Source organism: Halopiger goleimassiliensis (genome assembly GCF_000455345.1).
Lineage (GTDB): Archaea > Halobacteriota > Halobacteria > Halobacteriales > Natrialbaceae > Halopiger_A > Halopiger_A goleimassiliensis.
The window spans coordinates 775792-800054 of the sequence record NZ_HG315691.1 but is presented as its reverse complement, the minus strand read 5'-3'; the positions used below and the strand labels follow the sequence as shown (position 1 = coordinate 800054).

The 24263-nt window shown below is 65.9% G+C and carries 24 protein-coding genes; 12 read left to right on the top strand and 12 right to left on the bottom strand.

The features are described from left to right. Positions 1 to 117: 117 nt before the first annotated feature. Positions 118 to 291 carry a hypothetical protein gene (locus TX79_RS19785; RefSeq protein WP_195892536.1) on the top strand — a complete coding sequence of 58 codons (174 nt, stop codon included), beginning with the start codon at positions 118 to 120 and terminating at the stop codon, positions 289 to 291. Positions 292 to 394: 103 nt separating this feature from the next. Here TX79_RS19785 and TX79_RS18555 read toward each other — a convergent pair whose 3' ends face one another. Together TX79_RS18555 and TX79_RS18550 are read right to left on the bottom strand one after the other, a co-directional pair. Continuing rightward, positions 395 to 1519: an ArsR/SmtB family transcription factor gene (locus TX79_RS18555; protein WP_049929143.1), complete on the bottom strand. Its 1125-nt coding sequence runs from the start codon at positions 1517 to 1519 to the stop codon at positions 395 to 397. A 100-nt stretch (positions 1520 to 1619) separates the two neighbouring features. Then, positions 1620 to 1949: a YbjQ family protein gene (locus TX79_RS18550; RefSeq protein WP_049929142.1), complete on the bottom strand. Its 330-nt coding sequence runs from the start codon at positions 1947 to 1949 to the stop codon at positions 1620 to 1622. Between the two features lie 129 nt (positions 1950 to 2078). On the opposite strand from TX79_RS18550, the gene TX79_RS18545 reads away from it, so the two are divergent. After that, positions 2079 to 2357 (top strand): hypothetical protein, encoded by a 279-nt coding sequence (locus tag TX79_RS18545; RefSeq protein ID WP_049929141.1) that lies wholly within the window; start codon positions 2079 to 2081, stop codon positions 2355 to 2357. Next, a complete protein-coding gene (locus TX79_RS18540; protein WP_049929139.1) occupies positions 2354 to 2791 on the top strand; it encodes a type II toxin-antitoxin system VapC family toxin in 438 nt (145 codons plus the stop codon). Before TX79_RS18545 ends, TX79_RS18540 begins: the two co-directional genes overlap by 4 nt. Positions 2792 to 2839: 48 nt before the next feature. Here TX79_RS18540 and TX79_RS18535 read toward each other — a convergent pair whose 3' ends face one another. After that, entirely contained in the window at positions 2840 to 5053 is a 2214-nt protein-coding gene (locus tag TX79_RS18535) for a heterodisulfide reductase-related iron-sulfur binding cluster (RefSeq protein ID WP_049929274.1), read from the bottom strand. 181 nt (positions 5054 to 5234) lie between these two features. Between TX79_RS18535 and TX79_RS18530 the strand changes: the two genes are divergently transcribed. The 4 genes from TX79_RS18530 (at position 5235) to TX79_RS18515 (ending at position 7773) form a co-directional block, all read left to right on the top strand. Next, positions 5235 to 5825, top strand: coding sequence for a conditioned medium-induced protein 4 (locus TX79_RS18530; protein WP_049929138.1), 591 nt, complete (start codon positions 5235 to 5237; stop codon positions 5823 to 5825). Between the two features lie 37 nt (positions 5826 to 5862). Beyond that, positions 5863 to 6552, top strand: coding sequence for a CRISPR-associated protein Cas4 (locus TX79_RS18525; RefSeq protein WP_049929137.1), 690 nt, complete (start codon positions 5863 to 5865; stop codon positions 6550 to 6552). 82 nt (positions 6553 to 6634) lie between these two features. After that, a complete protein-coding gene (locus TX79_RS18520; protein ID WP_049929136.1) occupies positions 6635 to 7477 on the top strand; it encodes a tetratricopeptide repeat protein in 843 nt (280 codons plus the stop codon). Positions 7478 to 7479: 2 nt separating this feature from the next. Then, positions 7480 to 7773 (top strand): DUF424 domain-containing protein, encoded by a 294-nt coding sequence (locus TX79_RS18515; RefSeq protein ID WP_049929135.1) that lies wholly within the window; start codon positions 7480 to 7482, stop codon positions 7771 to 7773. A gap of 430 nt (positions 7774 to 8203) precedes the next feature. Here TX79_RS18515 and TX79_RS18510 read toward each other — a convergent pair whose 3' ends face one another. Both TX79_RS18510 and TX79_RS18505 read right to left on the bottom strand, forming a co-directional pair. Next, complete coding sequence (locus tag TX79_RS18510; RefSeq protein ID WP_049929134.1) at positions 8204 to 9079, bottom strand: ABC transporter permease subunit; 876 nt, start codon at positions 9077 to 9079, stop codon at positions 8204 to 8206. Next, positions 9076 to 10074 carry an ABC transporter ATP-binding protein gene (locus tag TX79_RS18505; protein WP_049929133.1) on the bottom strand — a complete coding sequence of 333 codons (999 nt, stop codon included), beginning with the start codon at positions 10072 to 10074 and terminating at the stop codon, positions 9076 to 9078. Before TX79_RS18505 ends, TX79_RS18510 begins: the two co-directional genes overlap by 4 nt. 164 nt (positions 10075 to 10238) lie before the next feature. On the opposite strand from TX79_RS18505, the gene TX79_RS18500 reads away from it, so the two are divergent. The 5 genes from TX79_RS18500 (at position 10239) to TX79_RS18480 (ending at position 13765) form a co-directional block, all read left to right on the top strand. Beyond that, on the top strand, positions 10239 to 11483 hold the full coding sequence (locus TX79_RS18500; protein WP_049929132.1) for an aminotransferase class V-fold PLP-dependent enzyme: 1245 nt from the start codon (positions 10239 to 10241) through the stop codon (positions 11481 to 11483). Positions 11484 to 11789: 306 nt separating this feature from the next. Continuing rightward, positions 11790 to 12188 (top strand): hypothetical protein, encoded by a 399-nt coding sequence (locus TX79_RS18495; protein ID WP_049929131.1) that lies wholly within the window; start codon positions 11790 to 11792, stop codon positions 12186 to 12188. 132 nt (positions 12189 to 12320) lie between these two features. Continuing rightward, positions 12321 to 12569, top strand: a complete 249-nt coding sequence (locus TX79_RS18490) for a hypothetical protein (RefSeq protein WP_049929130.1) — start codon at positions 12321 to 12323, stop codon at positions 12567 to 12569. A gap of 176 nt (positions 12570 to 12745) precedes the next feature. After that, complete coding sequence (sufU, locus tag TX79_RS18485) at positions 12746 to 13165, top strand: Fe-S cluster assembly sulfur transfer protein SufU (protein ID WP_049929129.1); 420 nt, start codon at positions 12746 to 12748, stop codon at positions 13163 to 13165. A gap of 204 nt (positions 13166 to 13369) precedes the next feature. Further along, positions 13370 to 13765, top strand: coding sequence for a hypothetical protein (locus tag TX79_RS18480; RefSeq protein WP_049929128.1), 396 nt, complete (start codon positions 13370 to 13372; stop codon positions 13763 to 13765). Between the two features lie 85 nt (positions 13766 to 13850). On the opposite strand, the gene TX79_RS18475 is transcribed toward TX79_RS18480, so the two are convergent. From TX79_RS18475 to radA, 7 genes are all read right to left on the bottom strand, one after another. After that, positions 13851 to 15695: an IucA/IucC family protein gene (locus TX79_RS18475; protein WP_049929127.1), complete on the bottom strand. Its 1845-nt coding sequence runs from the start codon at positions 15693 to 15695 to the stop codon at positions 13851 to 13853. Between the two features lie 2 nt (positions 15696 to 15697). Beyond that, entirely contained in the window at positions 15698 to 17173 is a 1476-nt protein-coding gene (locus tag TX79_RS18470) for a lysine N(6)-hydroxylase/L-ornithine N(5)-oxygenase family protein (RefSeq protein WP_049929273.1), read from the bottom strand. Further along, complete coding sequence (locus tag TX79_RS18465; RefSeq protein WP_049929126.1) at positions 17166 to 17813, bottom strand: GNAT family N-acetyltransferase; 648 nt, start codon at positions 17811 to 17813, stop codon at positions 17166 to 17168. The genes TX79_RS18470 and TX79_RS18465 overlap by 8 nt, the downstream gene beginning before the upstream one ends. After that, positions 17810 to 19678, bottom strand: a complete 1869-nt coding sequence (locus TX79_RS18460; protein ID WP_049929125.1) for an IucA/IucC family protein — start codon at positions 19676 to 19678, stop codon at positions 17810 to 17812. Before TX79_RS18460 ends, TX79_RS18465 begins: the two co-directional genes overlap by 4 nt. Then, positions 19675 to 21222, bottom strand: a complete 1548-nt coding sequence (locus TX79_RS18455; RefSeq protein WP_049929123.1) for a pyridoxal phosphate-dependent decarboxylase family protein — start codon at positions 21220 to 21222, stop codon at positions 19675 to 19677. The genes TX79_RS18460 and TX79_RS18455 overlap by 4 nt, the downstream gene beginning before the upstream one ends. Then, positions 21219 to 22592 (bottom strand): diaminobutyrate--2-oxoglutarate transaminase, encoded by a 1374-nt coding sequence (locus TX79_RS18450; RefSeq protein WP_049929122.1) that lies wholly within the window; start codon positions 22590 to 22592, stop codon positions 21219 to 21221. Before TX79_RS18450 ends, TX79_RS18455 begins: the two co-directional genes overlap by 4 nt. A gap of 433 nt (positions 22593 to 23025) precedes the next feature. Further along, positions 23026 to 24057 carry a DNA repair and recombination protein RadA gene (radA, locus tag TX79_RS18445; RefSeq protein ID WP_049929121.1) on the bottom strand — a complete coding sequence of 344 codons (1032 nt, stop codon included), beginning with the start codon at positions 24055 to 24057 and terminating at the stop codon, positions 23026 to 23028. Positions 24058 to 24263 lie beyond the last annotated feature (206 nt).

Here is a 24263-nt window from a genome sequence, read left to right as displayed (position 1 = left end):
GCCGTCAGCGCTCACCGGTTCGAAGGCGTTCTACCGACGATCGAACTCGAGTGCGATCGATCGACAGAACTGGTTCGGTAGCGTACACTTTTGCCGCTGGCCACGGTAGAATCGAATATGCTCCGATCGCTTTTCGCTCGCGTGCACGAGTGGGTCGCCGTCGACGATCCCGACGAGCGCATCGAGGGCTCGGGCGAGGCGATCACGTCGCCGCAACACCGCCGGTCACCCGAAGCGCGGCGTGAGCTAGAACGTCTCGAGGAGGTGGCGGACGAGAATCGAGACCCGTAACCGGTCGGCGATCCCGTTTCGAGCGGCCGCCACGAAACACGACCCTCACTGCCGGCGAACGGATCGGTCCACGCAACCGCCGCATCACACATCGGAGGCGTACCTATCCGAACCAGACGACCAGGATCGCGACGGCTGCGAGCGGGTGAGCCACGAGCAGGGCGACGGCCCGCCTCGAGAGCGGGTCGGCGTCCCGGCGTCGCCGGGCGACGTACCGACCGACGAGGTACGCGATCGATCCCAGCGGCATGGCGACGAGCGCGACGGTGGCCGGACCGAGCGCGAGCAGGGTCTGACTGACGCCGCCCCTGACGGCGTCGCCGGCCACGAGGTAGCCCCAGATCCCGACGAACGGCGTGCTCGCGACTCCCCAGCTGACCAGCAGCCCGTCGTTTCGGACGGCGACCACGACGGCCGCGACCAGCCAGGCCGGGATCGCCCACTGGACCAGCAGCCACGAGAGCAGCGTCAGCCAGTAGGCCGTCCCGACCGCGACGAGGTCGAGCACGAGGAACACCGCGAGCGTCCCGGCCAGGATCGAGGCGGCGTACCGGCGGGTCACACCGGGTCGACGGCCGAGCAGTCGCTTCGCCACTCCGCTTCGCTCGGCGCTGAGCCGTGCCCGATCACGGTCGAACGCCCCGAGCCGATCCGCGGCGAGCACCGCGAGCAGTCCGAGCAGGAACGTCGTCACGGCGGCGGTAACGGCTGGCGAGACGACGGTCGCGCTCCGGGTAGTCGCGTCCGCCGCCCCCGCTTCGTCGCCGGCGAGCAAGCCGATCCCTGCCGGCTCCCGGACGACGACGCCGGCGACCAGCGCGAGCAACCCCACGATCGCGACGGGAGCGAACAGCCGGTCGACCGCCGCGGCGATCCGCTCGACGACCCCCGGTTCGCCCGCCGCGATCACGAGCGCCCGCTTCGACGGCTCGTAGACGGTCACCTCGCGGCCGTTCTCCCCGTAGCGGGTCTCGACCGCCTCGAGCAGCCCCGCGGACTCGAGTTTGTCGACGTGGTAGCCGACGTTCTGGACGCTCGTCTCGAGCAGGTCGGCCAGTTCCGAGCGGGTTCGCCCCTCCTCGTAGCAGGCCCCGAGGACGGCCCGGGAGGTCTCCGAGCCGAGGGCGTCGAACACCTGGTCGGCGTCCTCGCCCTCGAGGCCGACGACGCTCGGCTCGTCGGGTTCCTCGCGGAACCGGCGGACGAGTTTGCCCGCGAGTCGATCCATGGCGAAGGCGACGGTACCCGGCGAGAAAAAGTATCCGGGAACTACAACGTTCGTTTGAGCTGACTGCGGCCGCGTCGTCGGTCCGGGTGGAATCTACCGGTTACGCGCGTCGCGTCCTGACGGCGGTTCCCGAGATATTGACCCAGAGCATCCCCTCGGCCATCTCCTCGTAGTCGAACGACGCGCCGACGACGGCGTCCGCGCCCACCTCGCGTGCTTCCTCGCGAACGTCCGCCTTGGCCTCCTCGCGCCCCTTCGCGATCTTCTTCTCGTAAGAGGCGCTCCGACCGCCGACGACGTCGCGGATGCCCGCGGCGATGTCGCTGACGACGTTGGCACCGATGATCGCCTCGCCAGCGACCACGCCGTAGTAGTCGGTGATCTCTCGCCCCTCGAGCGAGTCGGTCGTCGTGATGGTAATCTCGTCCATGCCCACCGTTCCAACTCCCCGGGGCTTAAACACCTAGTTCGAGTTACAGCATCGCCGCGCGCCGCGAGCGCACCCTCTGCTGTGGTTCCCGGAAGAAGGTTTTTCCCAGTAGAAGGCTCTACTACTGGTATGGCCACCTCGATCAAGGTCACGGACGCGACGAAATCCCGCCTCGAGGAGCTACAGGCCGAGATCAGGCTCGAGACCGGGACGAACGTGACCCAGCAGGAACTGCTCGAACGGATCGTCACCGACAGCTACGAGTCGAAAGACGAGTTGATCGATTCGTTCCGCGACGAGTTCGAACCGCTGTCAGCGGAGGAGATCGACCAGTGGCTTTCCGAGACGGTTAGCTCCGGCGTCGAAACGGCGGAAGCAGACATCGACGACGTGTTATACGACGAATGAGTGTAGTTATCGATACTGGCGTCTTCTTCGCTCAGTACGACACGGACGCTGCGAGACACGAGTCCGCATCGAACGCGATGCGAGCCGTCTTCGAAGGGCGGTTCGGACGGCCGTACACGAGCGATTACGTCGTCGACGAGGCGATAACTCTGACGAGAAAACGAACCGGTAGTCACGACGACGCCTGGACGCTCGGTCAGCGAATCCTCGGCCGAGGAGCGTATCCGGAACGGATCGAGTTGACGACGATAACGCCCGATCTGTTCGAAAAGACGCTCGAGGTATTCGAAACGTACGCGGATCACTCGCTCAGTTTCACGGATGCGAGCACGATTGCGATCGTCGAAACGAACGACATCGACGCCGTGCTCAGTTTCGACGACGACTTCGATGGACTCGTCGATCGCATCGATCCGAGAACGATTTCATCGTGAAAAAGGCCGGATCGGCGTCCCCTCGAGCGAACGGATTCGTCCGCGGAGTTAGTCCGCGGCGACTTCGAGTTTCGCCTCGTCCTCGGCGTCGATCGCCTCGACGATGAGTTCGGCGACGTCGACGATTTCGATCTCGTCCTCGTAGCCGCCGGTCTTGCGGCCGTCCTCGTACATCGTCATGCACATCGGGCAGGCGACGACGAACTTCTCGACGTCGGGGCCGTTGTCGGTGTCCTCGAGCGCCTCGCGGATGCGTTCCTCGCTGGGTTTGGGCTCTTCCTCGAAGTCCATCCAGAGGCCGCCACCGCCGCCGCCACAACAGAAGGAGTTGTCGCGGTTGCGGGGCATCTCGTCGAGTTCACAGCCCGTGGCGCGGATGAGTTCGCGCGGGGCCTCGTACTCGTCGTTGTACCGGCCCAGGTGACAGGGGTCGTGGTAGGTGACGGTGTAGTCGAGTTCGTCGCCGTTCAGGTCGAGGTTGCCCTCGTTCACGAGTTCCTCGACGGCCTGGGTCCAGTGGAGCACCTCGATCTCGCCGTCCGCGTTCCACTGCTCGTCGTACTCGAACGGCATCATCGGGTCGTCCGCGAACTCGTCGAAGTTGAGCTCCGGATACTCGTTCTTGAACGTGTTGTAGGAGTGGGGGTCCGTACAGACGATCTTGTCGAACTCGCAGTCCTCCCAGGTCTCGACGTGGTGACCGGCGAGTTCGACGTAGAGCAGTTCCTCGCCGACGCGGCGAATGTCGTTGCCGTCGTACTTCTCGTCGTCGAAGAGGATGCCGAAGCTGACGTCGGCCTCCTTGAGGATGGTCGCCAGCGACCGGGCGACCTGCTTGTTGCGCTCGTCGTAGCTCGGGAAGTCGCCGACGTACCAGAGGTAGTCGACGTCCTCCTCGCGGGCGTCAGGGACGTCGAACTCGAGGGCGTCGGCCCAGTCGCCGCGGTTGCGCGGGCTGTCGCCGAAGGTGTTGCCGTTTTGCATGACGTTCTGGAAGACGTCCTGCATGCTGGGGGCGACGTCGCCCTGGTCGGTCATCTGGCGGTTGAGCTTGGTGAAGCTCTTGAGGTGCTCGATCTCGACGGGACAGGCGTCCATACAGGCCATACAGGCCATGCAGGACTCCATCGTCTCGGTGTCGATCACCGAGGTGCCGCCGTCGGCGATGATCGCCTTCTCCTCGCCGCCGGCGTCGAGTTCCTCACGGTACTTCTTCAGGTCGAGGATGACGTTGCGCGGATCGAGCGGGCGGTCGGAGGCCTTCGCGGGACAGACCGACGAACAGCGACCACACTTGGTACAGGCGTCCTGGTCGAGGATTTCCTTCCAGGTGAAATCGTCGATGGACTCGGCGTTGGTCGCGTCCAGATCAGAGGGCACGTTCGGGAGGCGCTGTCCGGCCTTCTCGTCGCGCGTGACGACGTTCGCGAACGACGAGATCATGTGGAACGGCTTGGCGTAGGGGATCCACGCGACGAAAAACAGCGCCAGCAGCGAGTGTGACCACCAGAACAGCCAGTGGAGCGTCTCGGCGTTGATACCGAAGTGTGCGGCCGAACTGTAGTAGGCCCCGGCCTCGGTCGCCTCGACGGCGAGGCCGAGCGTCGGCAGGTCGATCGCCTGCAACACCATCGCGATGCCGTAGCCGACGAAGCTGACGACCTCGTGTTCGGGCATTCCGGTGGCGTAGATGCGAGCACCCTCGAGGAGGAAGCCGCCGACCCCGAGCAGGAACAGCGTCCAGATGAAGATGTCGTCTTCGTTGGAGGTGTGACGCCCCCAGAGTCGGTGGTTACGGACCCAGTAGCGCCGGTAGATCGCCATCCCGATGCCGACGACGAACAGCAGGCCCATCGCGTCGACCATGAACTGGTAGGCGAGATAGAAGTCGCCCTGCCAGAAGTACAGGCCGATGAGTTTCGACGTCCCGTACTGTTCGAAACCGATGATCAGCGTCGCGATGAACAGCGTCAGGAACCCCCAGAGGATAAAGGAGTGCATCAGCCCGCCGTAGAGGTCCCTGTTGAAGTTCTTCTCGTTCGAGATGACGGTCTTGGTTGCGCCGACGATGCGGCCCGGGAGATCGTTCACGCGGGGGAACGGATCGTCGTCGCCCGCCGCGTATCGGCTGAATCGCTGATACGCGCCGTACAGGAAGACCGAGATGGTGATGGCGACCAGGAGATAGAACAACAGGTACTCCGTGTTGCTGATCCCCAGGTACGTCTCCCTGCCTGGTACCGACTGCGCTACCACGTTCATATTCATGGACGTGCGGGGACGTGACTTAACTCTTGTCACACCGTCTCGTGGCCCATCCCGTCGCTTGCCCGCGGAAATTTTGATTCGGTTTCACGTTTATAATTGTCGATCGTGTCAGCTATCGCCGGCCAACGCAATCTGGCAACAGGCTTATATAGCCGCCCGTCGGGAGTGTCCACCCATGAACGACAAAACCGAGGAACTCCGAGATATCTTCACGGACGTCACCGACGGCGAGGAGACCGTCACCGAATCCCAGGAGAACACCCGGGGATCGCTGGCGACCGACGAACGAAGCGAAGAAGAGCGCCTCGAGAACGTCATCAGCCAGATGCGCGAGCGCTACGCGTTCGACACTCCCCTATCGACCGACGAACTGATCCAGGTCGCACGGGGCTTTTACGACGAGGAGAGCGACGCCGAAATCGCCGACGACCTGGGCGTCGACCCGGAGACGGTCTTCGAGGCCCGCATGTCCCTGCACCTCGTGGGCGAGGACGACGCCTCCGAGATCGACCTCGCCGTCATCCGCGGCCGCGACGAGGACGACGCGACGCTCGCCGCGGAGTTCGACGTCAGCGAGGAGCAGATCCGGCGCTACCGGCGCGTCGCCGAGGCCGAAGACGAGTCCCGCACCGCGAACGACCGCTACCGCGACGAGTTCGACAGCATCCTCGCCGACGCCGAACTCTCCGAGCGGATGACCACGGACGTCCGCGAGGACGGCCTCGAGGACGCCACCGAGGGGATGGAGACGAACGTGGACTTCTAGCCGACCGTTTTTATCCGATCGGGCGGCCAACGGGGGCGTGGCCAGCGAGTACGTCACCTTCAGCGACCTGCGAACCGCCGCCTACTGTCCGCGGAAACTCTACTACCGACGGACGCACGAGGACGATCCCGACCCGCCGTCCCGTGTCGACGCGATCCGCGACCTCGAGCGACGGTACGAGGAGTTGCTCGCAGCGCCGGCGGGAACGCTCGCGGACGAACCGATCGCCGTCCCGTCGGTCGACTACCGGGAGACGCTGGCAGCCACGCGGGAGCGACTCGCCGACGAGGGGGAGTGGGACCGACTCCGCGACCCGCGCGACCGGAACCGACTCGTGACGGGCCGTGACTGCCGTGGCGTCGTCCACAAGGTGCTCGCAGATCCCATCGAACCCGTCCTCGTCTCGAGCGGAGCACCGCCCGACCGCGGCGTCTGGGAGAGCCAGTCGGTGCAGGCCGTCGCCGCGGCGAAGGCGCTCGCCTGGGAACACGAGCAGCCGGTCGAACGTGCGTGGCTCGAGTACCCCGCCTACGGCGTCGTGCGGTCGGTCTCGACGACGGTCCGGCGGACGGCCCGCTACCGCCGCGCACTGCGGACGGTCCGCGAACTCGACGGGCCGCCGCCCCGGACGACGAACCGGTCGAAGTGCGAGTCCTGCGAGTACGCCGGCGAGTGCGGCGTCCGGACGCGGACGCTACGCTCGCTGCTCGGGTTCGGCCGGTCGTGACGGGGATCGAAGCTCGAGACGCGGCGAACGGGGCCGACCCCGGGTCGCAGGTCTTAACAGTCGTGGCCGCGACGTTCCGTCAATGACCGACCGAGAGCGAGACCGTCACGACTTCTCCGAAGGGGAGGGGTTCGACGATCCCTACGACGAGTTCGATCTCGATCCGCCGGAACTGGACGTCGACCCCTCGAAGGTCGACCCCGTCGACTCGCGGGTGATCGCCGACACGCTCGACCGGGAACAGCTACCGGCGGACGAGGTCGACGCCGGCGAACTGCTCGACGTCGGGCTGAACTACATGGGCATCAACCGCTACGAGCAGGCCACCGAGGCCTTCGAGCGGGCCGCCCGCTTCGCCGAGGACGACCGCCTCGAGCAGGAGGCCTGGGTCAACAAGGGCATCGCCCACGCCGAACTCGAGGAGTACGACCAGGCGATCGGGGCCCACCGGGAGGCCATCGCGATCGACGACGCGAGCGAACACGCCGCGACGGCCGAGACGAACCTCGCCTACGCCCTCTGGGAGTTCGGCGAGACCGCACAGGCGCTGGAACACGCCGAGCGCGCCGTCGAGATCGACGAACGATTTGCGGAGGGGTGGTACAACCGCGCCTTCTTCCTCTCCGAGCGCGGACTCGCCGAGGAGGCCTTACACTGCATCGACAACGCCATCCGTCTCGGGATGCGCAACGCGCCGGTTCTCGAGGAGAAAGCCCGCATCCTCGAGGAACTGGGCGAGTACGACGAGGCCGAGGAGATCGCCGACGAGGCCAACGAACTACGCGAACGCGCCGAACAGCACGTGATGGAACAGCGCCGGGAGATGGAGGGCCAGCCGACGGGCGGCGCGCCGCCACGTGAGGACGTCGAGATCACCGATCCCGGCCGCGAGCACGACCGCGACGAGGAGTGGCGACTCGAGTGAGCATGCTGGTCACCGAGCGCGAGACCGAACAGGGGCTGCTGGTCACCGTCTGCGACAGCGACGTCCTCGGCGAGACCTTCGAGGAGGGTGAGTTCTCGCTGACGGTCACCGAGGAGTTCTACGGCGGCGAAGAACGCGACGAACCCGCGGTCGCCGACAGTCTCGCCCGTGCCGACATCGCCAACATCGTCGGCACGCAGGCGGTCGCGCTCGCTATCGACGAGGGCGTCATCGACGAGGCGAACGTCCTCGAGATCGGCGAGACGCGCCACGCGCAGTTGTTGCGGATGTACTGAAGGGTCAGTTCGGACGCTTCGACGGCTCCGACCGGCTCTCGACGGAAGTTTCGTCGAAGCGTTCGCTCGGCCTCCGTCCGACGACCGATAACCGGGCGCGCAGACTGAGGAAGGATCGCGCTGCATCCATCCCGTGTGCGGAGGCGCGCGCTGTCGTCCGGTCGAGGGAAGCGAGAGATGAGCGGAGCGAATCCCTCGGAGAGCGAACGGGGAACGGAGTGACCCGTGAGCACCTTCGAGACCGGACGACGAAACCGCGCGAGGGATGAGCGACCGAAGGGAGCGAATCGGTTGGGGAGGGCGTGGCCACTCCTCGAGTCCACGATAGCAGGACGCTTCATTTCGATGTTCTCCGTCCAAACGCGCCGTAAACAGATTCGAAGGAGAAGTGAACAACATCGAGACATTGCGTACACTCTCGAGAGAGCGATCACAGGTCGGCTCGGCTGAACCGGTAGTAGCCGATCCCGAGCGGGACGACGATCCAGACGAGCAGCCCCACCGCGGCGAACCACTCCTCGAGGTAGAACGGGATCTCCGCCCAGTACCGCTCGGCGGGCGTCATCCCGATCGCCGCGGGCGTCTCGAGGCCGTACTGCAACCGGAGCGGGAGCAACTCGACCCCCAGCGCGTAGTCGGTGAGCGTCGAATAGGCGACGATCGGATTGAACTGCTCGAGCGCGAGGTACCAGGGGGCCGCCTGGACGGGCGGGCCGTGGCCATAGAGCAAGTAGTAGGGGCCGGCGGTGAGCAACTCCCAGAGGCCGACGAACGCGACGTACGAACCGACGGCGAGCGCCAGCGCGCGGCCCCGCGAGGCGACGGCGGCCGAGATGCCGACGCCGATGGCGAGAAACGCCGCGCCGAACGCGAGCGTGATCGCCCCGAAAGCGAGCCAGTCGAAGATCGGCGCGGAGCCGAAGAAGACCGCGCCGGCCACGAGGGCGACGGCGAAAGCCAGCCCGACGGCGGCGGCGACGACGCCGAACCGGCCAAGGAGCGTCCCGAAGACGACGTCCGCCCGGGTCGGCACCACCCCGAGCAGGAGTTTGATCCGGCCGGATCGTCGCTCGCCGACGACGGCCATGTAGCCGACCACCAGTGCGGCGACGGGCAACAGGACCTGCAGCGGGAGGCCCAGGAAGACCAGCGCCTCGAGGGCGGTGATCGACTCGCCGGCCGCCCACAGCCCCGCGTAGCCGACCGCCGCGACGACGAGCAACAGCGCCACGAGCGCCCACAGCAGCCGCGAGCGGCCGGCGTCGTCGAACTCCTTGCGGGCGACCGCCCAGACGGCCGTACTCATTCGACCGCCTCCGCGCCGCGTTCGACGTCGGAGGAGTCGGCGTCGCGATCCGTCTCGGGGGACGGCTCCGTTGCGTCGTCGGTCGCCGACGGGCCGACCAGCGTCGTGAACAGCGACTCGAGGGACGGCTCCTCGAGGCGGAGGTCCCGGATCGTCGCGCCGGCGTCGTCGAGCGCGGTCACGACGGTTGCTTTCGCCGGCGGATCCGTGACCGTACACTCGAGGGAGGCCTCGGCGGTGACGACGTCGGTCACGCCGTCGATCGTGGCGACGACGGCCTCGGCATCGGCGGGCGACTCGGCGAAGGCCACGCGCATCGTCGCGCCGTCGCCGATCGACTCGCGCAGCCCCGCGATCGTGTCGACGGCGACCAGTTCGCCCTCGAACAGGACGCCGACGCGGTCACAGACAGCCTCGACGTGCTCGAGGATGTGGCTCGAGAAGAAGACGGTCGTCCCGCGGTCGGCCTCCTCGCGGACGAGCGCCTGGAGTTCGCGAATGCCGTGGGGGTCCAGCCCCGTCGCGGGTTCGTCGAGGACGAGCAGGTCCGGGTCGCCGACGAGCGCCATCCCGAGCGCGAGTCGCTGGCGCATGCCGGTCGAGTAGTCGCCCGCGGGACGGTCCCTGGCCTCGGGTGCGAGGCCGACGCGATCGAGGAGGGCGTCGGGATCGTCGTCAGCCTCGAGCGTCTCGATGGCGAACTCGAGGTGGCGGCGGCCAGTCAGCCGCGGGTAGACGTCGACGTCCTCCGGGAGGACGCCGACCCGCCGGCTCACGGCGGCGGACTCCGCCTGGGCGTCGTATCCCAGGACCGCGGCAGAGCCGGCGGTCGGGCGGACGTAATCGAGCAGGAGGTCGATCGTAGTCGACTTGCCGGCCCCGTTCGGCCCGAGAAATCCGAACACCTCCCCTTCCGCGACGGTCAACGAGAGTCCCTCGACGGCCGTGACGTCGCCGTAGCGTTTCGTCAGATCGACCGTCCGTATCGCTGCCATCGCGGGCGGCTACCACGAACGGACAGTTAATCCGGCGGGTGCCTCTCACGCAGGGAAAAGCCCCGGGTCAGTCGGATCCCGGCGTCGGAGAAACCGGCGATTTCGTCCGTCTCGCGGTCGCGGAACCGAAGGAGTGTTTTGTATGGGACCCCTGCTAGTCGCCAATGAGCCACCAGAACCTCGAGTCGCTCGACGTCGAGGCCATCCGCGAGGAGTTTCCCATCCTCGAGCGCGAGTTCGACGGCCAGCAGGTCGTCTACCTCGACAACGCGGCGACGACCCAGACCCCCGACGCGGTCGTCGACGCGATGAGCGACTACTACCGCCAGACGAACGCCAACGTCCACCGGGGCATCCACCACCTCAGTCAGGAGGCCTCCATCGCCTACGAGGAGGCCCACGACCGCGTCGCCGACTTCGTCAACGCCGACGGCCGCGAGGAGGTCGTCTTCACCAAGAACACGACCGAGGGCGAGAACCTGATCGCCTACTCGTGGGGGCTGAACGAACTCGAGCCCGGCGACCGGGTCGTCCTCACGGAGATGGAACACCACGCCTCGCTGGTTACGTGGCAACAGATCGCCAAGCGGACGGGTGCCGACGTCGAGTACATCCGGATCGACGAGACCGGCCGCCTCGACATGGACCACGCCCGCGAGTTGATCGACGACGACGCCGCCATCGTCTCGGCGGTCCACGTCTCGAACACCCTGGGGACGGTCAATCCCGTCTCCGAACTCACCGACCTCGCCCACGAACACGGCGCGCTCTCGTTCATCGACGGCGCACAGGCCGTTCCTAACCGCCCGGTCGACGTGAAGGAGATCGGCGCGGACTTCTATGCCTTCTCCGGGCACAAGATGGCCGGCCCGACCGGCATCGGCGTCCTCTACGGTAAACGGGACCTGCTCGAGGACCTCCAGCCCTATCTCTACGGCGGTGGCATGATCCGCAAGGTCACCTTCGAGGATTCCACGTGGGGCGACCTCCCCTGGAAGTTCGAACCCGGCACGCCGCCCATCGCCGAAGCCGTCGGCCTCCACGCCGCGGTCGACTGGCTCGAGGAGATCGGCATGGACCGCATCCGCGCCCACGAGGAAGAACTGGCGGCCTACGCCTACGACCGTCTCGCCGAGGAAGACGACGTCGAAATCTACGGTCCCGAGGGCGGTCCCGACCGCGGCGGCCTCGTCAGCTTCAACCTCGAGGGCGTCCACGCTCACGATCTGGCCTCGATCATGAACGACCACACCATCGCCGTCCGGGCCGGCGACCACTGCACCCAGCCGCTGCACGACAAACTCGGCGTCCCGGCCTCGACGCGGGCGTCGTTCTACATCTATAACACCCGAGAGGAAGTCGACCAGTTGGTCGCCGCGCTCGAGGACGCGCGGCAACTGTTCGCCTAGGGCAGACCGCGAACGGAGTGAGCGGCGTTTTGGTCCAGCTTTTTTCGTGAGCGGTGAGCGAGTACCGCGCCGCACAGACCGATGCGCGCCAGTTGATCGCCAGATCATCGCGAACGAATCGGCCGGAGGGGGCGGCGGCTCCTCAGAGGTGGGTCCGACCCCGTTCCGGATACGATGGGTATCACCGAAACCGACAGCGTCGTCGGTGAGAACGGTCGGTCGACCCGTCAGCGGATGCACCTACGACTGATCCGATCCATGATACCATTGCACACATTTATGCTACGGAACCCATAATATAGTGGTATGACTGGCCACCAACGGCAGGATTCCTCGTCCGCAATACGCCGCTGGAATCGCGTGTTCGAGGTACTGGCGGTCGATCCGCGTCGCCAACTCGTGGATGCGCTGATGGACGTGCCTGACGGTGGTGCCGTCCAATTGCCGGACGCGGCCGCCAACCCCGACCTCGAGCGGGACCCGGACCGACTCCGCCTCGAATTGCGCCACCAGCACCTGCCGATGCTGGCCGACGCCGATTACGTGGAGTGGCAACACCGTCCGTTCTCGGCGAGCCGCGGCCCGCAGTTCGCCGAACTCGAGGCGGTGATGTGCGGGCTGTACGCGACGGCCGACGATCTCCCGGATCGACTCGTCCGAGGCTGTCATCCTTTCGAGCGCGAGTTCGACGGGTCCGAGTGGTAACCGGCCGGTACGGCCGACGACAGGTAGGGCAACGCCAGAGGCCGGGTTTTCGGTCGCCGAGCAAACAACAACAAACTCGCGTAGGGTTTTTCCATCCCGGCGTCCTACGATAACGTGCCGAGGTGAGAACACGTGTACGAGAAACCCATCGGCCGTCCCGAACGGGACCCGCTCGAGACCCTGGTCGGTGTTCTCACCGCGGCCGACCGGTACGATCTCGTACTCGCCGTTATTCCGGTCGCGTTCGCGGTTGCACTGGTCGCAACCCACGCCTTCGGCGTGGCGATGCGACACGCCGTGACCGTCGCGTCGGTCGTCGGCGTCCTCGCCATCGCCGACGCCTGCTACCTGCATCCCCCCACCGACCAGGGATCCGCGTAGCAGCACCGACCACCAACCGCTCGCCGTGACGGTGCAACCGCCCATTTTTCGTCCGTAGCGACGCGTCCGAACCGCCGGAAGGGACCGTCCGAGCGCCGATCGCAACCGGTTTCGGTATCGCGCGACGCCGAGCCCCGGAACCCTTTTACAACGGAGCGGTCTATTCCGGCATACCAATGGGACTGGGCTCGGACATGTACCGACAGCAGATCCTCGATCACTACAAGAACCCTCGCAACTACGGGGAACTCGAGGATCCCACCTTCTCACACGTCGGCGAGAACCCGATGTGCGGCGACGAGATCCGCATGGACGTCGAACTCGACGAGGAAGAGGAGACGATCGAGCGGGTCGCCTTCTCCGGGGACGGCTGTGCGATCAGCCAGGCCTCCGCGAGCATGCTCTCGACGGAACTCCAGGGGAAGACCGTCGACGAACTGCTCGAGATGGATCGCGACGACGTCATCGACATGCTCGGCGTCGACATCTCGCCGATGCGGGTCAAGTGCGCGGTCCTGGCCGAGAAGGTCGCCCAGGACGGCGCGGAGATCTACCAGGGCGATCTGGACAAGGAGAAGACGACGACCGAAGACTAGCACCCACCTTTTTTGCGGTCGGGTTCGCTCCCTGCGGTCGCTCACCACTCCCGCAAAAAATCTGGACCAAAAAAGACCGCTCGATCACGTCACGCGGCGCAGAGCGCCGCGTTCGTTCTCTCGCGGGTGCCCCGCTTGCGCTCTCGCTACCCTCGGTTTCGCTGCTGGCCACACCCTTACCCCGCTGCTTCCCGTGGAACGGCCATGGTCGAGACGGCGCTCGGCTTCGTCCTCGGTGCGGTCATCGGCGCGATCGCCACCGCGGCGGGGTCGTACCTGCTGTACTGGAAACGCGAGCGCGACGCCACCCGTCGGCTCCGGCGGGCGTTCCAGGAGGAACTGCGCTCCTACGCGTACGTGGACGAACTGGTCGCCGACGGCGGCTACGAGCGGATCACCGAGCGGGTCGAGGCTCCCGTGATCTACCGGTCCGCTGCGGGCGACCTGGGCCTGCTCACCGAGGACGAGATCGGCCACCTCGTCTCGTTTTACAGCGGGCTCTCGTGGCTCGACGGCCTCGAGGACCCAGAGGACAAGAAAGAGCGGATCGAGGCCGTCGTCGAGAAACGGCAGGCGGCGCTCGAGGCGGTCAAGTCCTGACTCGCGGATCGGAAGCGACGATTCTCGTCGGCCTCGTCCCGCGGTGGGCCGTCGCGATCGCACGAGGGGAACCCGGTCGGTCAGTTCACCGATCCGGACTGACCGCGTAGAGGGCGTTTTCGACGGTCCCGTGTTCGATCGGATGCGGACGCTCGGGGAGGTCTTGGTAGCCGTAATCGATGATTCGGTTGCGGTTCAGCGTCAGTCGAGGGAACGTGGGCTCGAGCAGGTCGAACAGCGCGAACCGGTCCTCGAGTTCGGGGAACTGCGCGTGGTAGTCCTCGACGGCGGCCCGGACCTGTCGCCAGAACCGCTCCTCGGGGTACTCGTGGTGACGAACCAGAACGTCCGCGAGGTAACGGTAGACGCCGACGAACAGCCCGTAGACGAGGAACAGTCGGAGATCCGACGGGGGCACCGAGAGGAGTACGTCGTCGACTTCGTCCGGCAGCGCCTGCAGTTCTTCGATCGGGTGTTCGGTTACGTTCACGTCGTCGACGAAGTCCTTGACGCCGAGCCGCGAAGGACGGCCGTCCTCGAGCACGAGGATCGTGTTCTCGCCGTGTGGCGAGAAGGCAGTCCCGTACCGGTAGAGGTAGTGCAACAGCGGCGGGAGCATCGTCGCGAACAGCTCTTCGAGCCACTCGGACAGCGACAGCCCGGAGCGCTCGACCAGTTTCGAGACGACCGGCTCGTCGTCCTCGACGTGCAGCAAGGCGGAGAGGGTCATCGCCCGCTCGTCGTCGTCGATCAGCGCAGTGACGCTCTCGCGCCAGACGCAGCCGAGCAGTTCGTCGTACTGGTAGGCCGGGCCGGAGAGCGCGTCGAACGTCGGATGGTCGACGTCGATCCCGGCGATTTCGCCGGGAAGAACGAGTTCGCACTCGTCCCGCAGGAACGGATCGTCGTCGCGAATTCCCTTGATGTACTCCGTGACGATCGGCGCAGCCTCGGTGCGCTCGCCCGGAAGACCGCGCCAGACGAGCGTGTTGATGATGCGCATCGGGAGCTTCACGTTGTGTTTGTCGGGCTCGTCGACGTTGACGAACGTCCGAACGGACTGCATGGGGCGGTACTCGTCCGGCCCCTGCCCTAGGGGAACGATCACGTCGGTCGCGAGTTGTTTTCCGAACAGCGGAACGACGGTGTTCGACCACTGCCAGTCGTGGACCGGGACGACGCGGTAGTCGTCGGGTTCGAGCCCCCGGTCCGCGAGTTCGTCGCGGAACCGATCGTAGTGGCCACCGAGTTCGGAGCGGACCAGCGTCTCGTACTCGAGGTCCTCGACCCCGACGAAGGTGGCCGCCTCGCGGGATACGGCACACCACGACAGGCTGATCGGCTCGGATCGTTCGGGGGCGAACTGCAGGTAATCGTCGTATCCCCAGCCGATTCGCCCCTTGTTGAAGGTGAGCCACGGATGACCGGTCATCTCGCCCTCGATTTCGGCGTAGGTCATATCGAGGACCGACACGTCGGTCTCGTCGGCGGCGATGTGTGCGTCCGCGAGCAGCGTGTTGGTGTACTCGCGAACGAGGTGGCCGGCCGTGATGCCGTCGAGATCGACCGTCGGCTCGAGGTCGACGACGAACCGGAGCGGATCGTCGGCGGGGTCGAAACCGTCGCCGTCGTCCGGTTCGCGCTCGATCGACGCGGGGCGGACACTGATGCTGTCCCAGTACCGCTGCTGGGCGTCGAACCGGTAGCGCGTCCCGTCGAGATCGATTTCGTATCGGGTCCAGGACTCGTCCGACGGGTCGGCATCAACCGGTTCGGGATCGACGATCCCTTCGTAGGTGAACTCACGAAGGATCTTCGCGAGCAACGCTCGTTCCGCGTCGGTCCAGCGGTCGTCGGTCAGCACGTCGTCGAGCGTTTCGGTCCCGTCGAGTCCGTACTCCAGATCGTGGTCGTGTCGTGGGTCGTCCATCGTTATTCCGTGTCGCGTTCTGCGGAGTCTGCCGTGTCAGTTCGGACGGGCGCGTGCTCGGCGAACCGATCGACGTCGAAATCCTGAAAGACGGTGTCCCGGTCGATCGGATACACCTCGCGACCGACGAGTTGGTCCACAATGACGGCGTTCCGGTAACAGCCGAGGCCGAGATCCGGCGTCCCGACGCCGTGGGTGTGAAGTTCGGCGTTCTGGACGAAGACGCGACCGCCGGCGTCGTCAGAACCGCCGAGGTCGCCCTCGAGGCGGTAGTCCTCGCTCACGCGGAACCGTCCGCGATCGTCGAACGCGATCCGGTCGGCGATCGGTTCGATGAATGTCGGGGCCGGCCGCTGGTAGCCCGTCCCGAAGACGACGGCGTCGGTCTCGAGGACGAACGATTGCTCTTGCTGACGGTGTTCGCACGCGAGCCAGTAGCTGCCGTCGGCGCGTTCCAGGTCGGTGACGGCGGTCGTCGCGAGCATTCCGAAGTCGGGATCGCGGTCGCCGATCGAGTGCTCATAGAGGGTTTCGTAGATTCGGGCGCTCGTCTCGACGTCGATCCCCTTGTAGAGGAGGTCCTGCTCCGCCAGCAACTCGTCCTTTCGGGATTGCGGCAGGTCGTAGAAGTACCGGAGATACTCGGGCGTGAAATGCTGGAGCCCGAGTTTCGAGTACTCCATCGGGAAGAACCCGTCCGAGCGGGTGATCCAGTCGAGGCGGTAGTCACGGTGGGACTGGCGCTCGAGCAGATCCAGGACGACCTCGGCGGCGCTTTGCCCGGAACCGATTACGGTGATCGAATCGGCCGACAGGACGTCCGCGCGGCGCTCGAGGTAGTCGGCAGTGTGGAACGCACGCTCCGATCCGTCGTCCGCGGTCACGTACTCGCGAGCGAACTCGGGCACCGCGGGCCGAGAGCCGATGCCCACGACGAGGTCGTCGGCGCTGTAGCGGTACCGGTTGCCGCTCTCCGGATCGGCTGATTCGACCACGAACGTTCCGGCTGCGGGCTCGTCCGCACTCGCGTCGCCGTCGTCCGCCGCGACGTACTCGACGTCCGTCACATCCCGGCTGAACTGCGTCGTGGGAACGGTCTCGGCGACCCAGCGCAGGTAGTCGTCGTACTCGCGGCGCGGGACCTGGAACGTCTCGTAGAAGTAGAACTCGTACATCCGGTCGCGTTCGCGGACGTAGTTGAGGTAGCTGTAGGGGTTCGTCGGATCGGCGATCGTCACCAGGTCCGCGAGGAACGGCACCTCGAGCGTGACCCCCTCGATCAACATGCCTTCGTGCCAGGCGAACTCGGGTTCGCGCTCGAGAAAGACCGCATCGAGGTCGTCGTCGACCCCCTCGAGGAGCGCCGCGAGCCCGAGATTGAACGGCCCGAGACCGACGCCGAGGACATCGTAGTGACCACAATCGACGACGGTTCCGGGATCGGCCGTCCCGGTGGCAGCCGAGGACCCGTCAGTCATTTCGTTCACCTCCATCGGCAGCCGTGGGCGGCCATATTTCGCGTTCGAACCGCTCGCGCGGACAGGTTACGAGGGTCGCCGTCTTCTCCTCCTCGTGGAACGTGAACTCGCCGCGCAGTTCACAGCCACACCGCTTTGCGACCTCGAGGACGGGCTGGTTGCGCGCATCGGGTTCGCCGACCACCCGATCGGTGTCGGGATGACGGAACTGGAAGGCCATCATCGCCCGGAGCAGCGGCGTTGCGAACCCCCCACCGAGGTACTCCGGTGGACCAAGTAGGAGGTGAACTCCCCGGTCGCCGGGCCGTACATCGTAGTACGCGGCCAGGTCGTCCTCGGCGGCCCAGTAGGTCTCCCAGTAGCTCATCGGAACGTGATCCAGAAAACCGATGTAGAGCGTCTGGTGGTCGTCCGCGAGCTTCTCCCGGCACGTCTCTCGGAACGCCGGCAGCGGCTCGTCGAGATCCCAGTACGGTTTGACGTGATCCGAGCCGAGCCAGGCGTGCAGTCGGCCGAGGTCGCGCTCGAGATCGACCGGTCGGAAACCGATGTGCCGGTCGATCGTCTCGTCGTAGTACGCGAAGTCGTACTCACCGACGGCCGTGGCGTGGGGGTCGCGAACGGAATCCGTCGCGGTCATTGGCTCACCTCCGCGTCCGTGGCTCCACCCGAATCGTCGACAGCCGCGTCGAACGTGTCGACCAGCGGATTCCGCACGTCGGCGTAGACCGACTGCTCGTCCAGCGAGGGTGCCTCGAGTTCGTCTAGACCGCGAAACCGGGTCAGCAAGTTCGCCTTCCGTGGCACCGTCGCGGACTCGAGCAGCGGATCGAGGATCGTCGTGTCGAACCGATCGAACTGACGAAGCGACTCGAGTTCCGCCTGGAGAACGTCGAGTAACCGATGCTCGTCGACCAAGCCGGCGGTTCCGAAGGCGTTGATTACGCCGAACGCATTGTTGAGTACGACGTAGTAACGGATCCGCTCGTCGGCGACCGCGGCTGGACACAGCGAGTTCGCCCGCTCGCCGATCCCGGGGGCGACGGTATCGATACGATCGTTCGCCCCCTCGGGCATGTAGAAGCCCTGATTGTCCCGGTAGCGGAACGCGGCCGGATACCCCTCCTCGTCGAGCCTGACCACGCTATTTTGCTGGTGGGCTTCGAGACCCAGTCCCCACTCGAGATAGAGCCACAGGAGCGGACGCACGGAAATCTCGAGGTACTGGCGGAACCACGCCTCGCTCACGGCCGCTGGATCGCGTCCCTCATTGGTCGCGATGGAGTCGACGAGTCGGGCGAGCCGGGACCGACCATCGATCGCGTCCTGACAGAGCGCGACGACGGGCGACGCTCGTCGAGCGTCCTCACCCTGAAAGGGGTTCTCGCGGAACACGACCTCGAATCCCGATTCGTCCGCGTCGATCGCCAGCGCGTTCGGTTCGATCGTCAGATACGCGGGGTCGCGGATCACGTCGAACGCCGGGAACCGGTCGCGGAGTTCCTGCCCCAGTTCGGTCGACAGGAGTTCGGCGACCGCGACGCCGCGCTCGAGTTCGTCGCGCTTGTTCGTCCGCAGGGAGTTGGTGATCTCGACTGGTAGCGAACACTTGACCATGAACGGCGCGTCGGGTGCGTACAGCGTCCGCACGGACGCCGTCGGGTGGAACTCCCGGCCCAGTTCGCCCAGCGACTCTAGACGACCCGCCGAGACGAGATCACGGACGGCGGGCCGGTCGAGCAGGTGTTCGGCCTGCAACGGATGCAACGGGATCACGACGTCGTCCGCGTCGAGTCGGTCCTCGAGATCGGCGGCCGGATCGTCGTGAAGCGCCTCGCGAACCCACTCGGCCGCGGCGACTGCGAGTGCGGACTCGGAGGTGACGATATCCGGGTCGGCGCGGAAATACTGCAGCGGGAACGATCCCTCGAGCTCCGGCGCGTAGCGGTCGGCGTGTCGACCCATCCCGCGCCGGCTCTTCGGCGTCGGGTGGCGGAGGTGGCCAAACACCAGCGACTGTTCGGCCTCGCGGAACGTAAACGCCGTTCCGTACAGCGTCTCCCCGTCGTCGGCGCGGGCCGCGACGTAGCGTTCGACGTTCCGACAGGAACGGATCACCCGCTCGAGGAGGTCATCGCGCGCATCAGCGTCGCCCTCGAGTTCGAGGTCCTTCGTCACGAGGGTCGCGAGCGTTACGTAATCGAGTTCGATCGGATCGTCGTCGGTGCGGTAGTAGCCGGGGAGATCGAACAGGTGGCGACCGGTGGGCGACCGGTAGGCGACGGGAACGAAGAGTTCGATCCCCTGGTTCGCCAGCGCGCAACGGAGCACGAGTCCGCTGGTCGGCGCACAATCGATCGGTGCGTCCGCCGCGGGAACGAACTCGCCAGCCTGGGTCTCGTGACAGTAGCAGTTCAGAAAGCTGTGCACCGTCGCCTCGCGCGCGATCCACGTCGGATCAACGCGAGCATCGGTCGTGGTCGGTGTCGTGGATGGTGACGTCATACTGAATCGATCAACTCGTGTTCGAGGGTCTCGCCGCGATCGACGACCGCCTCGAGAGCGGCCCGGAGGTGGGAAACCGTCGTTCTCGGGTTTAGCAGGGTGAACTTCAGGGCGGAAACGCCGTCGACGTCGGTGCGGGCCAGCAACACCTCGCCGTCGGTCAACAGTTCGTCGCGGATGGCGCGGTTGATCCGGCCGACGTCGTCGTGATCGTTCGAATCGATGCTGTCGGTCCCCCGATCCGGTCGGTACCGGAAGACGACTGTGCTCAGTTCGGGCTCACAGCATAGTTCCAGCGCCGGCGCGGCGCGGATCTCCTCGGCGACGGCGTCGGCGAGGTCGCAGACGTACTCGACACACTCCGCGAGCCCGGACCGACCGAGGGCGTTGAAGGTGACGTACGGCTTCAGCGCGTCGAAGCGGCGACTCGTCCGGAGGGACTTCGAGACGAGGTTCGGGACGCCGACGTCGTCGTCTCGTTCGGGATTGAGATACGCCACGTTGCGCTCGAGCAGCCGATATCGATCGCCGTCTCGCAACAGGAAGGCCCCACAGCCCAGCGGCTGGTAGAACAGCTTGTGGAAATCGACCGCGATGGAGTCGGCACGGTCGATCCCTGCAAGCTTCGGCCGGAGTCGATCGCTGATCGCACACGCCCCGCCGTAGGCGGCGTCGACGTGCAACCAGCAGTCGTATGCGGAAGCACGATCCGCGAGCGGCGCGAGAGGATCGATACTACCGAAATCGGTCGTACCGGCGGTAGCGACGATCGCAAACGGGTGGTGACCGTCGGCCGCGATCCGCTCGAGTGCGTCGTCGAGCGCGTCGAGATCGATCCGGCGGTCGTCGTCGGTCGCGACCGTCACGACCGCGTCTTCGCCGAGCCCGAGGTGGTGGGCGGCCTGTTCAGCCGTGAAGTGGGCATCCTCCGAACAGAGCAGTCGGAGGTCCGCCCCCGACGGTAGTCCAGCGGTCTGGACCTCGCAGTCGAACCGCGTCTCGCAGTACCAGTCTCGCGCGAGCAACAGTCCGAGGTGGTTCGACTCCGTACCGCCGCTCGTGAAGACGCCGTCGGCACCGGGCGGATAGCCGAACAGTTCACAGCAGGCGTCGACGATGCGCTCCTCGAGCACGGACGCTGCAGGTGCCTGATCGAACGAATCCATCGACTGGTTCGTCGCCGAGAGCAACAGTTCCGCAGCGAGCGCGGGGATCGTCGGCGGACAGTGGAGGTGTGCGACGCAGTCTGGATCGTGGACCCGAACGGAGTCGACGAGGATCTCGTCTGCGACCGTCTCGAGAACCGACTCGAGCGAATCGCCGTCCGCAGGGACGACCGTAAGGTCGGACAGGCGCTCGCGTAACGTCTCGTGATCGGTTCCCGCGTAAGGCCCCTCGACCGTCGCGAACGATTCGAAGAGGAGGTCGCACGCCTGCTCGATCGCGTTTTCGTAGCTGACGTGCCCGTCAGGATCACCCAGGAAGGCGCTCGTGGCAGCCGGTGGAACGGGGTCGACATCGGAGTGAGAGCGTCCCGCGGTCATCCCATCGCCTCCGTCCGATCGTGATCGGTCTCGACGGCCGCACGCACGCTTTCGGCGACGATAGCACCGATCTCGTCGACTTGTGAGCGCGAGATGGTCAACGGCGGAAGGAACCGAACGACGCTGCCGTGCCGGCCACCCGTCTCGAGGACGAGCCCGCGCTCGAACGCCGCCGACTGGACGGCTTCGGCGAGATCGCCGTCCGCAGGCGGGTGCCCGAGCGAGTCGGAATCGCTGCCGGGATCGACGAGTTCCATCCCGAGCATGAGGCCCCGGCCCCGAACGTCTCCGACGGCCTCGAACTGCGCGGCGGTCTCCTCGAGGTGACCGCGCAGCCGCTCGCCCATCTCGGCGGCGCGGTCGTCGAGATCGTTCTCGAGGACGTACTCGATGGTGGCGACACCGGCGGCCATCCCGAGCTGGTTGCCACGGAAGGTACCCGCGTGGGCACCAGGGTCCCAGACGTCGAGCGACTCGTCGTAGACGACGACCGACAGCGGGAGGCCGCCGCCGACGGCCTTCGAGAGCGTCAGTACGTCAGGAACGACGTCGGCGTGTTCGACGGCGTACAGTTCCCCCGTGCGGCCGAGACCGGTCTGGATCTCGTCGACGATCAACGGGACGTCGTGATCGCGTGTGAGCCGGCGCATCTCCCGAATCCACTCGTCCGGGGCCGGTACGACACCGCCTTCGCCCTGGATCGGCTCGAGGATCATTCCGGCCGGCTCCACTATCCCGCTCTCGGGATTCGAGAGCGTTCGCTCGACGTACTCGGCGCTCGTCTGCCAGCAGTCCTCGCCGCCGAGCCCGAACGGACACCGATAGGCGTAGGGATAGGGCAGGTGATGGACGTCCGAGGTACTCCCCGTGATCGGCGCTTTCGGCTCCGTATCGCCCATCAACTCGAGCGCTCCCTGGGTCATCCCGTGGTACGCACCCTGGAAGGTAAGCAGCGATCGATTTCCGGTGGCCGTCTTGACGAGTTTCAGCGCGGCTTCGACGGCATCCGTCCCCGCGGGACTACAGAACTGCACCGTCGCGTTCGCGGCGAACTCGTCGGGCAGGCTCTCGAGCAACCGGTCCACGAATTGCTCCTTGATCGGCGTCGTCAGATCGAGCGTGTGGAGCGCCTGTCCGCACTCGAGCAGGCGTTCGATTCGTTCGACGACTGCGGGATGGTTGTGGCCGAGCGCGAGCGTTCCGGCTCCTGCGAGACAGTCGATGTACTCGTCTCCGTCGACGTCCTCGAGAATTGCACCCTCCGCCCGTGCTATCGCGAGTGGAAGCGACCGGGGATACGTCCGCGCGTTCGACTCGCGACGGGCCTGTTGCGCCAAAAGCTGTGCAGTCGACGGGGTCGTATCGGTCACACTACACCACCGCTGCGTTCGTTACCGCCCGGAATATCGAGCGGCGATTGTCGGGGCAGCATAATTTTTAGGCCAACCTAAATAATGAAAAGCGTACCGATCTTTAGGCTAACCTAAAGTTCATATTGATCGAGGTGCAATAACGAGTTTCAGCCCGGAGCAGCCCTCATCGGCCAGCGGGTGTAGTGGATCAGCACGCGAGTTCGACGCAGTCGAACGGTCGCGGATAGTTGTCGGGGCACTCGAGTGGTCGGGTAACAGGCCGTCTTGCGGCGAGAACGAGTAGTTCGGATCGAAGAAGGGTCGAACGCAATCGATTCCGGATGGATTCGAACGGCGGGATCAGTGAAGTGGTCCGTCGGAAACGCCTCAAGCGAACGTACGAACCGAATACACGTAGCCCGTCGGTCGAACGCAGTAGGGTGATTACGATCTACTCGGGCTTCAGCCCCGCGTCCTCGACGCGCATGACGGCCTCCCCGTCGGCGAGGTTCGGCGCGTCGACCAGGCGGACGATCCGCTTGTCGCCCTTGGACTTGCGCAGGTAGATGCGGAACGTCGACTTGTGGCCGAGGATGTTCCCACCGATGGGCTGGGTCGGGTCGCCGAAGAACGAGTCGGGGTTCGAGGCGACCTGGTTGGTGACGATGACGGCAGCGTTGTAGAGGTTGCCGACCTTGTCGAGGTCGTGGAGGTGTTTGTTGAGCTTCTGCTGGCGGTCCGCGAGTTCGCCACGACCGACGTACTCGGCACGGAAGTGGGCGGTCAGGGAGTCGACCGCGAGCAGACGGACGGGATACTCGGAGTCTTCGTGTTCGCTCGCGAGGTCCTTGGCCTTCTCGGCGAGCAGCATCTGGTGGTTGGAGTTGAACGCCTTCGCGACGTGGATCTTCTCGAGGATGTCGTCGACGAGTTCCTCCATCGCGTCCTCGTCGCCGGGCGAGCCCTCGATCTCGCGGTCCTCGAGCGCGGCCTCGATGGCCTCGTCGGGGAGCCCGCGGACCATGTCGTCGATCCGCTCGGGGCGGAACGTGTCCTCGCTGTCCACGAAGATGGCGCTGCCGTGGAGGCCGCCGACCTCCTGGGGAAGCTGGACGTTGACGGCCATCTGGTGGGTGACCTGCGACTTGCCGGAGCCGAACTCGCCGTACACTTCGGTGATCGACTGGGTCTCGATCCCGCCGCCGAGCAGGTCGTCGACCTCGTCGATGTGCCACGAGAGCTTGCCGATCTTGTTGCGACGCTCCAGCACCGTCGAGCCGGTCTCGAAGCCGCCGACGTCGGCGGCGTCGCGGGCGGCGTTGACGATGTCAGCGGCCGTGGACTCGCCGACGTCGGCCGTGTTCGACAGCTCCGACGGGGAGGCGACGGCGAGACTCTGGAAGGAGTCGAAGCCTGCGTCCTTGAGTTTGTCTGCGGTTGCCGGTCCGACGCCGGGGAGTTCCTCGAGATCTGCTTCTGGCATACTCCATCGTTGCGCCGGACCCCTCATAAACCCTCGTTAACAGGGAAGTGAAAGTGAAAGTGCCGGCCGGCACGGGGCTCGAGAACGACCCCTCGGATCTCGAGAGCGATTCGAGAGCGAGAACGTCGCTACTGGCGATCCGTCGCGGTGGTCGGGGGAGGTCCGTCGCGACGACACCCTGACCGAACCCATTTCAGCGTGCGTAG